This is a genomic window from Woeseia oceani (assembly GCF_001677435.1).
In the GTDB taxonomy this organism is placed as follows: domain Bacteria; phylum Pseudomonadota; class Gammaproteobacteria; order Steroidobacterales; family Woeseiaceae; genus Woeseia; species Woeseia oceani.
On record NZ_CP016268.1, the window covers coordinates 2,558,923 to 2,572,741 of the forward strand.

General features: G+C 57.8%; 12 protein-coding genes. 7 read left to right on the forward strand and 5 right to left on the reverse strand.

Annotation, left to right across the window (positions count from 1 at the left end):
- Positions 1–32: 32 nt before the first annotated feature.
- From BA177_RS11550 to BA177_RS11570, 5 genes are all read left to right on the forward strand, one after another.
- Positions 33–941 (forward strand): dihydrodipicolinate synthase family protein, encoded by a 909-nt coding sequence (locus BA177_RS11550; protein ID WP_197492998.1) that lies wholly within the window; start codon positions 33–35, stop codon positions 939–941.
- A gap of 78 nt (positions 942–1,019) precedes the next feature.
- Positions 1,020–2,408 (forward strand): sodium-dependent transporter, encoded by a 1,389-nt coding sequence (locus BA177_RS11555; RefSeq protein WP_068616372.1) that lies wholly within the window; start codon positions 1,020–1,022, stop codon positions 2,406–2,408.
- Positions 2,409–2,589: 181 nt separating this feature from the next.
- Positions 2,590–3,555: a proline racemase family protein gene (locus BA177_RS11560; protein ID WP_068616374.1), complete on the forward strand. Its 966-nt coding sequence runs from the start codon at positions 2,590–2,592 to the stop codon at positions 3,553–3,555.
- 19 nt (positions 3,556–3,574) lie between these two features.
- Positions 3,575–4,828: an NAD(P)/FAD-dependent oxidoreductase gene (locus tag BA177_RS11565; RefSeq protein WP_068616376.1), complete on the forward strand. Its 1,254-nt coding sequence runs from the start codon at positions 3,575–3,577 to the stop codon at positions 4,826–4,828.
- Positions 4,829–5,036: 208 nt separating this feature from the next.
- The gene (locus BA177_RS11570; protein ID WP_068616377.1) at positions 5,037–6,008 is read left to right on the forward strand and encodes a LysR family transcriptional regulator; all 972 of its coding nucleotides are present in this window, start codon (positions 5,037–5,039) and stop codon (positions 6,006–6,008) included.
- Here BA177_RS11570 and BA177_RS11575 read toward each other — a convergent pair.
- Together BA177_RS11575 and BA177_RS11580 are read right to left on the reverse strand one after the other, a co-directional pair.
- Positions 6,005–6,295, reverse strand: a complete 291-nt coding sequence (locus tag BA177_RS11575) for a carbon storage regulator (RefSeq protein ID WP_197492999.1) — start codon at positions 6,293–6,295, stop codon at positions 6,005–6,007. The two genes, BA177_RS11570 and BA177_RS11575, sit on opposite strands and share 4 nt — an antisense overlap.
- A 257-nt stretch (positions 6,296–6,552) precedes the next feature.
- Complete coding sequence (locus BA177_RS11580; protein ID WP_068619272.1) at positions 6,553–7,929, reverse strand: L-cystine transporter; 1,377 nt, start codon at positions 7,927–7,929, stop codon at positions 6,553–6,555.
- A gap of 291 nt (positions 7,930–8,220) precedes the next feature.
- On the opposite strand from BA177_RS11580, the gene BA177_RS11585 reads away from it, so the two are divergent.
- Positions 8,221–9,738 (forward strand): sensor histidine kinase, encoded by a 1,518-nt coding sequence (locus tag BA177_RS11585; RefSeq protein ID WP_068616381.1) that lies wholly within the window; start codon positions 8,221–8,223, stop codon positions 9,736–9,738.
- Between the two features lie 11 nt (positions 9,739–9,749).
- Positions 9,750–10,385: a response regulator gene (locus BA177_RS11590; RefSeq protein WP_068616383.1), complete on the forward strand. Its 636-nt coding sequence runs from the start codon at positions 9,750–9,752 to the stop codon at positions 10,383–10,385.
- A gap of 12 nt (positions 10,386–10,397) precedes the next feature.
- Here BA177_RS11590 and BA177_RS11595 read toward each other — a convergent pair whose 3' ends face one another.
- Genes BA177_RS11595 through BA177_RS11605 form a run of 3 tightly spaced genes read right to left on the reverse strand, consistent with a single transcriptional unit; the run spans position 10,398 to position 13,788 of the window.
- A complete protein-coding gene (locus BA177_RS11595) occupies positions 10,398–11,375 on the reverse strand; it encodes an extracellular catalytic domain type 2 short-chain-length polyhydroxyalkanoate depolymerase (protein ID WP_068616385.1) in 978 nt (325 codons plus the stop codon).
- Positions 11,372–12,226, reverse strand: coding sequence for an alpha/beta fold hydrolase (locus BA177_RS11600; RefSeq protein WP_068616386.1), 855 nt, complete (start codon positions 12,224–12,226; stop codon positions 11,372–11,374). Before BA177_RS11600 ends, BA177_RS11595 begins: the two co-directional genes overlap by 4 nt.
- Complete coding sequence (locus BA177_RS11605) at positions 12,223–13,788, reverse strand: class I adenylate-forming enzyme family protein (RefSeq protein ID WP_068616388.1); 1,566 nt, start codon at positions 13,786–13,788, stop codon at positions 12,223–12,225. Before BA177_RS11605 ends, BA177_RS11600 begins: the two co-directional genes overlap by 4 nt.
- Between the last annotated feature and the right edge of the window lie 31 nt (positions 13,789–13,819).

Here is a 13,819-nt window from a genome sequence, read left to right on the forward strand (position 1 = left end):
GTCGCATAATGCAGCGATTCCACAGAGCAGGGATGACTGTGCAGCTTAACGGCATCTACACGCCCGTAATCACACCATTCAATGACGACCTGTCAGTGGATTACGGCGCTTTTGCGGATGTCATCGACTGGCAGATCGAACACGGTGTAGCCGGTATCATCGTCGGTGGTTCGACTGGCGAGTTCTTCGCGCTCAGCCCCACTGAACGCATCTCCCAGCTTGAATTTGCCGCGCAACACATCGCCGGGCGGGTGAGTCTTATTGTTGGCGTCAACGATCTGGCCGTCGACAATTGCATGAAAATCAGCGCGGCCGCCAAAGCCGGTGGTGCCGATGCCTTGCTGGTCGCCGCGCCACCGTACGTATTACCCGCGCCGAACGAACTGGTGCAACACGTACGTGCCATTGACCGCACAGCGGGTTTGCCGATTATCCTGTACAACTACCCGGCCCGCAGCGGCACTGCGATGAATGATGACTTCCTTGACGGTGCCATCAATATAGAAAACGTCATCGCTATCAAGGAATCGAGTGGCGACATCACCCGCATACACCAACTCGCAAGCCGTTATCCGCAACTGCAACTCAGTGCCGGCGCCGAAGACCTGGTTCTGGAATTTTTTGCATGGGGCGCACGCAGCTGGGTATCGGTTATTGCCAATTTCATGCCGCGCCAGGCCGTCGCATTTCATCGGGTTTGCGTCACAGAGAACGACTTCGTACGCGGGCGCAAAATCATGCTTGCATTGCTGCCATTGATGCTATGCCTCGAACATGGAGGTGCGTTCATTCAATGCGTGAAACAGGCGTGCGCGCTGCATGGCCGCCCTGCCGGACCCGTGCGACCGCCATTGCTTCCGATGTCGGAAAAACTGCAGAACGATCTGCAAACTGTGATCAATGATGCTTGCGCGACGATCGACACAGTACTCGATACGTGAGTCAATAAACTGACAAGAAATGATCGACGTCTGGCCACGAGACGGACGTCGGAGATGCGATAACTTTTGGGGGAAAGTATGACAGCACCAGCACCAGGCAACGTTCAGGAAAACTGGACATCGCGCTTCACGTTCATCATGGCATCTGTTGGCTTCGCGGTAGGCCTCGGCAATATCTGGCGGTTCCCCTATATCGTCGGCGAAAGTGGTGGCAGCGCATTCATCTTTGTTTACCTGTTATTTGCGCTTGGTATTGGCGTACCGCTGGTGATGTCTGAATGGGCGATCGGCCGACGCAGTGCCGGTTGCCAGTCCGCCGCCGGCAGCATCGGTTCGGTCGCCAGTGAGGCTGGCATTTCGACGCATTGGGCGAAGGTCGGCACCGTTGCAGTACTTGCCGCATTCATGCTGCTGATGACCTACACCGTCATTGCCGGCTGGACGATTGACTATTTCCTGCTTGCCGTTAGAGGCACTTTCGTCGGTATCGATGCTGGCGGTTCCAGTACTGTGTTCGACGAGTTGCTGGCGAGTCCGTCGCGTCTGGCGTTCTGGCACACCGTGGTGGTCATCATCACCGCGTGGATTAATGCCCGGGGCATACACGGTGGCATCGAACGCGCGGTCAACATTTTGATGCCCGCATTGTTTGTCTGCCTCGTGCTCATGGTGATCTATGCATCCGTCATTGGCGATATGGCGGCAGCCGTACGCTTTCTGCTCACACCCGACTTCTCGCGGATCACCGCGAGCACGATGCTGGCAGCACTGGGCCAGGCATTCTTTTCCATCGGTATCGCCATGGCGGTCATGATCACTTATGGCTCGTGCCTCAGCCGCCAAACCACAATTTCGCAAAATGCTTTTATTGTCGTTGGCGCCGACACGCTGGTTGCGTTCATGGCAGGCTTCGCCATATTCCCACTGGTCTTCGCACATGGCTTGCCACCCGATTCAGGACCCGGCCTGGTCTTTCAGACGTTGCCAATAGCCTTCGGCGAGTTGCCCGGCGGGCAGATTTTCTCCAGCGTTTTCTTCTTCCTGCTTATTGCTGCCGCCCTGACGTCTTGCATCGGCGTATTCGCGCCAATTCAGGCATCGACCCAGGAACGATTTAATCTGAGCCGAAATCAAGCCGCCGCGGTAGCGGGAACGGCGCTTTGGGTGCTTGGCCTGTTGGCGGTGTTTTCATTCAACAAACTGTCCAATGTCTACCCGCTGGACTTTCTGCCGGGGTTTGCGGACAAGACGTTCTACGATGCAACGGACTACATCATGACGAACGTCCTGTTGCCGGTCGGCGCGTTCCTGACCAGTATATTCGTCGGTTGGCGGGTAACCAGCGACATCATGCGGGATGAACTGGGCCTGCGGAACGCTTTCGGATTCAAACTGTGGCAATTGCTGATGCGGTTTGTCGTGCCGGCCGCAGTGGCGATAATTTTCATCACCAGCATCACCAGCTGAGAGGAGCAAGGATCCTGGCCTTGCCAAGGCACAAGACTCGAATTGGCAAAATGTTGAGTCCTGAGGCAATCAATGTCCGCATTCCTGGCAACGGCCGGATACACGTGACAAGCGCGTCGATGGTCTCGCGCAGTACCACGAGACGGCGCTCTGTCTGCGTGGCTACGATTGACGCGCTGCAATGAAGGCCTCGCGTCGAATTACTGTTGTTGACTCGCACACAGAAGGTGAACCGACGCGCCTCGTGCTCGACGGCGGCCCGGCGCTCAGCGCTGCCACGGTCGCGGACGCCGTGCACGAGCTGCGCCGGGATCACGATGCGTTCCGCAAAGCGGTCATCAACGAACCGCGTGGCTCGGACATCCTCGTTGGGGCGCTCCTGCTGCCCGCCGGAGACAAGCGCAATACAGCGGCCGTAATCTTCTTCAACAACGCAGGCTATCTCGGCATGTGCGGCCACGGTGCGATTGGCGTCGCCATAAGTCTGCTGCGTGAACAGCGCATAGAGATAGGCCTGCATAGCTTTGAAACACCGGCCGGCAATGTCCGGGTCACCATTCACGACGAGCACCGCGTCAGCGTGGAGAACGTTGCCAGCTATCGTTATCGCAAGAACGTAGCATTAGCAGTCGAGGGCATCGGCACGGTAGCAGGCGACATCGCATGGGGCGGCAACTGGTTTTTCCTGATCCACGATCATGGCCTGGCCGTAGAACCCGGCAACATTCGGCAATTGTCCGAATTTGCCACCCGGGTCCGGCGCGCACTCGACAACAGCTCACTATGCGGTGCGGGTGGCGCGCAAATTGACCATATCGAACTATTTGGCTCCCCGTCGAATGCGGAACGAGCCGACAGCCGCAACTTTGTCCTCTGCCCCGGCGGTGCTTACGACCGTTCTCCCTGCGGTACCGGGACCAGCGCCAAAATAGCCTGTCTGATCGAAGATGGCGCACTCGATCCCGGCGCCATCTGGCGTCAGGAGAGCATCTGCGGCGGTCTCTTTACGGCTTCGGCCGCGATCCACGAGGCGAGCGTGATCCCGACGATTACGGGTTCGGCTTTCCTGACCGCCCGATCCACGTTGATCTTCGAGCCATCCGACCCTTTCCCTTGCGGGCTTGCCGAAGCTGACGAGCGGCAATGACCGGCCTCGCTCATAGCCGATGAACGCAACGGACAACACGGCAGCGGAGGTTGCGGTCGTCGGTGCAGGTATTGTCGGGCTGGCCGCCGCTTTTCGTATTGCCTCGCAAGGAAAGTCGGTACTGCTGATCGACAAGCAGGAACCGGGACATGGCTGCTCGTACGGCAATGCGGGTGTGATTGCGACCGATTCGATCGAGCCGTTGGCGTCATGGCAGACACTGCGCAAATTGCCGCGATACCTACTTGAACGCGACGGCCCTGTCTCCGTACATCCACGTTACCTGCTTCGCGCCCTGCCCTGGCTTGCACGTTTTGCTTTGGCGGCACGGCAGTTCGACTCCGGCGTTGCTGCGCTCCGGTCATTGCAAGCGCGCAGCCTGGATGCATTCACAAGTTTGCTGCAAGATGCCGGTAGCTCGGCATTGCTCAAACGCCGGGGTCATGTATTGATCAGCGAAGACATCGCGAGCAAACCGGCCATGATGGGCCAACGGCATTGGCTGGCCACGCATGGTATTGACTGCCATTGGCTGGGCGTCGAGCAACTGCAAGCGCTGGCTCCCGGCTTGACACAAGCCGTGCACGGCGGGCTTTTTTTTCCACACACCGCACACGTAGTCAACCCCCTCGAGGTTTCCCGAAGTCTCCTGAAAGCCTTCACTCAAATCGGCGGCCGTCTGTCGCGCACGAACGTGCGCCACGTCGAACCAAGTGCTGACGGGTCGTTTGTCCTGTACACCGACGGGCAAACCGTGAAGGCCAAACAGCTGCTGATTGCCGCCGGTGCCGGGTCGCGTCATCTGGCCCGCACATTGGGGCATCGGGTACCGCTCGACGTGGAACGCGGCTACCACCTGACGGTCACCGGGCAGTTGCCGGACTTGCAGGTTCCCGTCGCAAGCTACGAGCGTCACACGTACATGACTCCCATGAGCTGCGGGCTCCGAATCACGGGTTTTGTGGAGTTCGGCGGCACCGAATTACCGCCAGTAAACAAGCGGCACGTGACCTTACAGCGCCATCTGAGCGCGCTCCTACCGACTGCCGAATGGTCGATTGAATCCTCCTGGATGGGCGGCCGGCCGTCGTTGCCTGATCATTTGCCCATGATCGGGCGTTGCGACAAACACCCAAATGCGATTCTGGCGTTCGGCCACCAGCACCTGGGACTGACGCTTTCGGGAATTACCGCTGAAATCGTCAGCGCACTGGTCAGCGACACGGAGTGTCCGCTTGAAATCCAGCCTTTCCGTTGCGGTCGATTTGATTGATTAGTTCCCCGAACAAACCGTAGTCATCCAGCGTCCACTTACGCTGACTGCCGAATATAGCGATCGAAATCGGGCGAGCAACTTGCTTTGTGTGTCCGAGAGGTTACAGTTTCGACCTTTCCAGCCTACCGACCCTGGCGAATTTCCGGCAGCGGATCGCACGCCGGAAAATCCCAGTTGGTCTTTTCCGGAGTTTGCCAAACAAGCCATGAACGTTGCCGACGTCCAGATCTTCACCAAGGTTGCTGCAACCAGGAGTTTTTCCGAGGCTGCTGCTTTACTGGGCGTCACGCGCTCAACCGTCAGCAAGAGCATTTCCCGGCTGGAAACCGATCTCGGCGTGGTCTTGCTCAATCGTACCCCACGCAACGTCAGCCTTACCGATGCCGGCCGCACATTTTTCCAGCACAGCCTGGAAGTTGACGAGTCGCTGGAACGTGCGATTGCTTCGGTCATTGGTGCTGATCAACGCCCCAGCGGCAATGTTTCCTGCAGCCTGCCGACCAGTCTTGGTGCAACCCTGATCGCGCCGCTCATGCGCAAGTTCCGCGAGGCATGGCCAGAAGTGTCGCTCAGCCTGCAATTTGATGACCGCTACGTTGACCTGATTGGCAGTAATATCGATGTTGCGATCCGCGTTGCGCAAAAACTCGATGACTCCAGCCTCCTTTCTCGGCGCATTGGCAGCACACGGGAAATTCTGGTCGCCTCACCCGGGTACCTCGCAAAACACGGCGAGCCACAAGACATACAAGCGCTGAAGTCACACCGTTGCCTGGCCGTGGGCAATGCCAGCAAGAAGCGTGCGATCTGGCGTCTGGAGGGTCCGGATGGCCCTGCCGAAGTTACTGTCGATTGCGGTACCACATCGAACAGCGTGCTCGCGTTGATACTCGCGGCCTGCATGGACGATGGGATTATTTGTGTACCTGAACTGTTTGTGAGCGGCGAATTGTCACAAGGGCTGCTGGCGCGAGTGCTGCCGGGCTCGAACGACGCACTCAACTACGGGGTGTATGCGGTCTATCCGAACCTCAAGCCGCCAGCGAAGATTCGGGCATTCATCGATTTCGTAGAAGCCGAGCTGATGTCCATCAACACGATGGACCGATGGTCGCTACTACCAGCCGACAACTACAACCCCTCAAAGCCGATAACACTTCGTAAATTGACCGGCTAGTCAATTCCTGCGACAACAGCGTCCGCCACCGACTCGACCGGCGGCTCACTGGTGGCCTGATTGCTCGCGCCTTCAGCGTTGCTGTCGGCGGGTTCTTTGCGGCCACGCCAAATTTGCAGCAGAGGCGGCGCGTCGATGGCCACCTTGACCTGTCGCCTGCCGACTTCGAGCAGTTTGATCTCGATTGGCCCTTCACCAAAGATCTCGCTGATTGGCAGTGACGTATCCAGACCCTCAATCGGCGAAATCGTAATAATATCTTGCGCTTTGCGCTTGATAATCAGCATCGTTCGGCCTTCAAAACTCTCGCATAGTTTTATTATTTTGCACTCGGCACTATGGCGTTCGCGCAACATCTCGTATCCCAGGCACAGTAACAAATTCGTACCGGGAACAAACGTCGATTCAGTCAACACTGTGTTGACTATGGTTCAATACGTCAACGCAATGTAAGTTCTGTTTTGCCGCACGGACATTCTACTGACAGTGTTTTCCGAAAGAACCCCGGATCCGGGGCGCTGCCTGACGTCCGTGGCGGCATTGTTCAGGCCGATTCGCTGACCGCTGCCGCATCGTCCTGCGGCAGGTCTTTCAACAAACGGCTGGTCAACACACCTGCAGTCATCGAGCCATTCACGTTGAGTGCCGTTCTGCCCATATCAATCAGTGGTTCGATCGAAATCAGCAACGCAACCAGCGCAATAGGCATGCCCATCGCAGGTAATACGATCAGCGCGGCAAAAGTCGCACCACCACCGACGCCGGCGACACCAAACGAACTGATGGCCACGATGCCAACCAATCCCGCGATGAAAGACGGATCCAGCGTGTTTATCCCCATGGTCGGGGCAACCATCGTCGCCAGCATTGCCGGGTAAATGCCCGCGCAACCATTCTGACCTATCGTCGCGCCAAATGTAGCCGCGAGATTCGCGATGGAGGTTGGCACACCCAACTTATCTATCTGCGTCTCCACGTTCAGAGGAATCGTGGCGGCAGAACTCCGCGAGGTGAACGCAAAAGTCAGCACCGGCCAGACGTTTTGCAGGTACCGCCGAATATTCACGCCATTCAATAACAGCAACAAGGCATGCACGGAAAACATGATGGCGATCGCGGCATATGACGCAACTACAAAAGTCAGCAGATTGAGGATATCGGCAATATTCGAGCCCGCGACGACCTTCGTCATCAACGCGAGAATACCGTAAGGAGTAAACGCCATGATGATGCGCACGAGCTTCATTATGATGACCTGCACGGTCTCGACGAAGCGGCCGATTGAATCACCACGTTCAGCGTTTTCCCGCCCTACCTGCAATGCCGCGACACCGAAGAGCACACCAAAGATCACAACCGCGATTATCGACGTGGGCCGTGCCCCGGTCAGGTCGTAAAAGATATTGGACGGAATGAAACGCACGAGCATGTCGGCCAGCCCGAGTGACTCAACAGTCTCGAGACGCGACTCCAGGGCTGATGCCCGTGCCAGTTCCCGCGCGCCCTCCGTCAGGCCTTCCGCAGTTAGATTGAACAGGTTCGCCATGGTAATGCCGACCAGCGCAGCGATCATTGTTGTACCGACCAGAATGCCAATGACCACACCGCCAATCCGGCCGAGCGCCGCAACCTCGCGCATACGCACAACGGCCGAGATCATCATCACCAAGACCAATGGCATGATGACCATCTGCAATAACTTGATATAGGTACTCGCTACAACGTTGGTCCAGACCAGCGTTTCATCGATGGCTGCCGGGTTGCCGGCGTAGACCACCTGCAAGACAAAGCCAAACGCAACGCCCGCGATCAGGCCGGCAAGTATCTGTTGCGACAGCGTGAAACTCAGCTTGCGCACCTGCACCAGCGCCAGGATGAGTCCGGCAAAAACAAGGAGATTGAGTGGAACGACTAATGCCATGGTGAAATTCCAGAATACGGTCGATTTGCGCGTCGCAGAACCGTACCTGATTTGCCGAAACGCTGCATCAGTTACAGGTGACCCGCGGTCATCAAACGCACGTATGCGTGCCGCCGCGATATACCGAAAAAGGTCGATTTTGACCGGATTTAAACTGTTGATGGGAAGACTCGGGGAATGCCTTGAATAAACCAAGGGTTTCCCTGATAAGGCAGAGCGTCCGTGCAAGGTATCCTAGGATTTGCAGGGTGCTGCGGGTCCGAACCCGAGAGCGACCACTATCAGGGGAAAATGGACGATCCTTCCAGCACTGGCATTGCCGACCATCCGCGACCCGACTACACGCGAGCGAAACCCGTGCTGTTGTTCCTGGTCACGCTACTGGTCATGGCCACGGTGGAGACCCTCCGCCAATTTGGTGTCGCAGTTCCCGCGCCCTTCCTGCTCATCTACGGCACCGCCGCCTTCGCTGTCGCGAACTCCGGCATGCGATTTGGCATCGTCATTGCGGTTATCAGCGCCTGCTACACGATCTACAGTGCGGCATACGGCTTCGGCCCACCTGCCATCATCTCGTCCACGGCCAGTGTCGTAACGGCGATCCTGCTTGCGACAAGCATATACATCGCGCTTGGCTACGAGCACGACTACCGCCGTAGCCTGGTTCTGGCGCTTCGGGCCCGGGAAAATGAACTGCGTGCTGCGCGGGCACGGCTCACAGACAGCGTCGCCCGCAAGACAGCTCAGTTACAACGCACCCGGGCTGAGCTTGATGATGCCCACATCCAGCTTGAAGAGGCGATCAGGAACGCTCCTGTCGGTGTAATCTCGATCGATCAAACGCAGAAGCTAAGCTATGTGAACGCGGCTGCACTTGCTCAGCTCGGCACGGCCCAGCTACCTGCGTCGGTCCATGACTGGCGCAGTCTGGTCGGCTCCATCCGAATTACCGACGCTCACGGCAAGCGCATGATGGCGAACGGCGGACCGGTGAATATGGCCATGGAGGCCGGCGAGCGGCAACAGGACGTCGAATACGAAATCACCGGATTTGACGGTATACCACGCTGGTGCAGTGGTTACGTTGGACCGGTGCAGAACTCGGCGGGGATAACTACTGGCGTCATTGTCATGCTGGTCGATAATACTGAACAAAAAAGCTCTGCTCTGGCGCTCCAGAAACTGACCAAGATGTTATTCAACGTTCAGGAGGAAGAACGGGGCAAGCTCGCGCGTGAACTGCATGAGCAGATAGGCCAGAGTCTGGCAGCGATAAAGCTGAGCCTGCACAAAGCGAACCGCGACAGTGGGCCCGAATCAGACATAACGTCCAGTATGGCCTTGATCGACACGCTGGCAGATTCCGTCCGCCAGCTGTCGCTGGAACTACGACCTACGGCACTCGACGATTTTGGCCTGCAAACTGCGCTGACCTCGCACCTCAAGCAATTGACCACGCCCGCTGGCCCTGAGTGCCGCTTGGTGAGCAGCGGGGAGCTTGCCGCACTGAGTCCGCAGACCACCACTGTGGCCTACCGCATCGCTCAGGAGGCGGTGGACAATGCGCTGCGACATGCTGACGCATCCGTAATCGAGGTACGCCTGTCTACTAGTGATAAGATGCTGCGGATGGATGTTGTGGACGACGGTTCCGGCTTCAACTCGGCACAAATCGACGAGCCGGCTGCCAGAATAGACCATATGGGCCTGTTGTTTATGCGAGAACGGGCAAAGCAACGTGGGGGTAAGCTGGACATTGAATCCAGCAAAGACACGGGCACGCATATTACGGCGGAGTTGCCCTTGTAGCGGAGCAGAGCATGGCAAGAACCAGGTTGGCCCTAATCGACGATCACCAAATCGTGCGAGACGGTCTTAAGGCGTTGTTGCAAGACCTGGATCACTGCGAAGTCATTGCCGAAGGCGGCAGCGGTGAAGAAGCCATCCGTCTTGCCGACAATCCGGACATTCAGGTTTTCCTGATGGACATCGCGATGCCCGGTATCAGCGGACTGGACGCAGCCGCTCACATCAACAAGTCCCGACCCGATATCAAAACGATTATTCTGTCGATGCACGCGACAGGAGAGTATGTACGTCGCGCATTAAGCTGCGGTGCCGCTGGATACATGCTGAAGAATATGGCGCCCAGCGAGCTCGAGCGCGCGATTCGAATTGTTGCAGCCGGCGGTCAATACCTGAGCCCGGCACTGGGCGACGTAATGGCGGAAAGCATTGATGTCAGCGCCAGCCTGAATTTGCTGAGCAACCGCCAACGGGAAATACTGCGCTTGCTCGCCGAAGGCATGAGCACTCGGGAAATTGCTGAACTGTTATCGATCAGCGCCAAGACTGTCGAAACTCACCGTAGTCAACTGATGCAAAAACTGGATATTTTCGACGTGCCGGGTCTCGTGAAGTACGCCATTCGCCAGGGACTTGCCAGCATCGATTGACAATCAGTCTGCTCATCCCGTCTGCAAACGACGCACCATGGCATGCACTGCGCGCATTTGCGGCGCGTCCTTTTTCAGGTAGTCAGCACCGCTGTAGCCCCACCAGTCCCAGCACGCCAAAGGGTTGACCGGTGCAACCCGGCTGACCGCCACCTGCGGAAACAGAACGACCAGCCCATTGCTTTCCGCCCAGTGTAACAACCCGCCCTGCTCGGCCAGGACCGTTCCGATTTGCTCCGCCGACTGACTGCAGCCGTGGAAGAACACGTGAATATTGCAATCGTTCTGCGCAAGGCATGACTTGGGCGCGTAGAAATAGCCAACATCGGCCAATCCCGCGGCGCCGAATTCTTCTTGCGAAAACGGCTGCAACATAGCGGGAGTGGCCGCGGGCGGCCGCAGAGGCCCCAGCAGAAACTCCAGCGCTTCGCCGGCCAGATCGTAGTCACAGGCGTAGACGAATGGCGCAGCAAATTCAGCGCAAGGATTGCCGACGTCAACCGTTGGCCAGCCATGCGTCACCGGAACGTTGGTGACAGTGCGGAGTACCGCTTCCGGAGCTGCCGCGCGGTACCAATCGACCGCGGCCTCGCTGACGCTTGCGGCTACAACTGCATCAGCATTGCCATGGAACAAGAAGACCCGGTCGTTGCTCAGCTGACCGAGAGCATCGATATCAGCATCATTGGCCATCTTCTGCGCCAGCTGGACAAGTGCCGTGGTCGCAATGCCCTCACCGTTCATGCATGCACCCAACGCCCGCGAGATATCTCCGCCGGCGCATCCCCACGGTCCGCCGGCGATCAACGCCGCACCCGCAACGTCCGCCGAATACGCCACCTGGAACTGACCCGCCATGTAAGCACCGGATGAAACACCCGACAGCGTCACGGACCCGGTCGCACCCAGCGCCGGCAAAGTTGCAGACGGCGAAGAATCACAGGCGCTTGCCAGTACTGCGACAAGCACTAAACAAAGCGCGTTGTTCATTCAAGCTGCTCCAGGAAATGATCGATGGCCTCAAGACTTTCTGTCTCGTCCAGCAAAGGGACGTGGCCGCGGTTCGGAACTACTACGTGCTGCAGATCGGCTTTCCGCTGCTGCATGCGCACCACGATCTCGTCCGTCAGTATGTCTGACAGGGCGCCTTGCAGAACCAGCGTCGGTATATCTGCCAAGCCATCGAACAACTGCCACGGATCATCCAGACCGGTCCCGACTTCGCGCGCAGCCTCGCCAATCATTGGATCCATGTCGAGTTCGGGCACGCCATCAGCGTTCTCTCGATAGGAACGCCGAACCAGTTGCGCCCAGTCTTCGGTACTCAGACCGGGCCAGGCATCTGCGTATGTTTCGCGTGCCTGTTGCACCGCCTCTGCCCAATCAGCAACCGGCTGAGCGAGACCGAGATAGCCTTTGATTCGCGCCAGCCCATCACTGCCAATTTCCGGGCCGATGTCATTAAGGACCACACCGGCAGCGAGCATCCGCCACTCGGCGGCCAATGCCGTCGAGACGATTCCGCCCAGCGAGGTACCGATGAATGCCGCCCGTTTGATTTGGAGCGTGTGCAACAAGGCAAGCACGTCATTGACGTAAGTTTGCGGACGGTAATTGCGCCAGTTCGGATCACGAGCCGAAAAACCGCGGCCGCGAAAATCGGGCGTGATCACCGGATAGCGCGACGCCAGATGCGTGGCCAGCGATTCGAAATCACGGCAATTGCGCGATATCCCTGGCAAACATATGACCGGTAAGGATTGTTGGTCGGCGCCGTAATGTCTGTAGTACAACGTCAAACCGTCATCGCTGCGGTAGCGGTGCTCGCTGTAACCACTCATGCTGTGGAGCCGTTCGCCAGCGTGCTTCTGAAGCGCTTGCGCAATTCGTGCTTCAAGACTTTACCGTTCGGATTGCGCGGTAGCTCGTCAACAACGGCGAGAGCCGCCAATCGTTGTTGCTTCCCTACCCGTTCATTGACCCAATGCAACAACTCCTGGGTATCGATACCGGAGCCGGTTACAACTGCGAACGGCGATTCTCCCCATTGCTGGCTCGACACGCCTATCACAGCTACATCGACCACGTCAGGGTGTTGAGCCACGACAGCTTCGATATCGGCCGGGTAAATGTTTTGCCCACCGGAAATGATCATGTCTTTCTTCCGGTCAACGAGGTACAGATTGCCATCGTCATCCAAACGCCCGATATCGCCCGTGCGCAACCAGCGCCGTCCCGATTCATCGGTCCATGTGGACTCCGCGTTCGCGGTGTCGCGATTCAGGTAACCGCTCATCAGCAAACGACCGTAACCGACAATTTCTCCGGCTACGCCGTTGCTCGCGGGCCGATCCTCCGCGTCGAGAATCCGCAGCATCTGTCCCGGGCACGGGCGACCGACAGACGTTGGGTTTCGCGCCGCATCTGCCGGTGATTGAATGGTGACCAGGCCTTCAGTCAAACCGTAGAGCTCGATGAACTCGCCCGGAATACGGGCGATGATTTGTTGTTTGAGTTCCGGACGCAACGGGGAGCCGCAACACATAAGTGCTTGCACGCTCGACAAGTCGAATTCGGCGAACGCCGGATCAGCCAGCATGCGTTGAAACTGCACCGGAACCAGTCCTGCGTGAGTGATGCGCTGCTCCTCTACGAGGCGCAGGCAAGAGGTTGCATCGAAAGCAGGTAACAGCACCAAGTTCCCGCCGGCCAACACCGTGGCGAGCATCGTGACCCAGGTGATGTTTGAGTAAAGTCCAAGTGATATCAGCGTTCGCGCATCGCTGTGATACCGCAGCGCAATACTCATATCGTAGGCCCACGCCATTCGACAGGCATGCGATTGAACAATGCCCTTGGGTAGACCCGTCGTCCCGGAACTGTAAATGACATTGCATGGCTGCTGCGGATCGATCTTGACTGCCGAAGCTCTGTCACTGGCTGCCGCGCAACGTTCGCGCAGATTCGTCCAGCCGTCGCGATGGGCGGGTATCGCCAGGTAGCGATCACCGATCGAAGGCGGCAAATTGTCCCGCATCCCGTCTATACGTTCGTCATGCCCGCTTGATGCAACCACGGCGCTCGCGCCACTGTCATTGATCTGCCGACAAATCCCGTCATCGCTGACCGAGACGTTCAGCGGCACGGCGACGAAACCGCCGCTGATCACGCCCAGCATGACCGTCAGCATGTCCACGCTGTTGTTCATCAGCATTGCCACCCGATCGCCAGGTTCCAGACCGAGATCGCTCATGGCATTGGCCACCCGGTTCAGCTCGCGTTCGAAATCACGCCAGTTCAGTATCCGTTGGCCGCAGATCACGGCAGGCAGCGCGCCACGATGATCCGCGTTGTTGCGTATGATATCCGGCAGTAATGGTGTGGCGGCTTCGAACCAGTTCATACCCTTGCTTATGCCCCACAATGTTATTCAA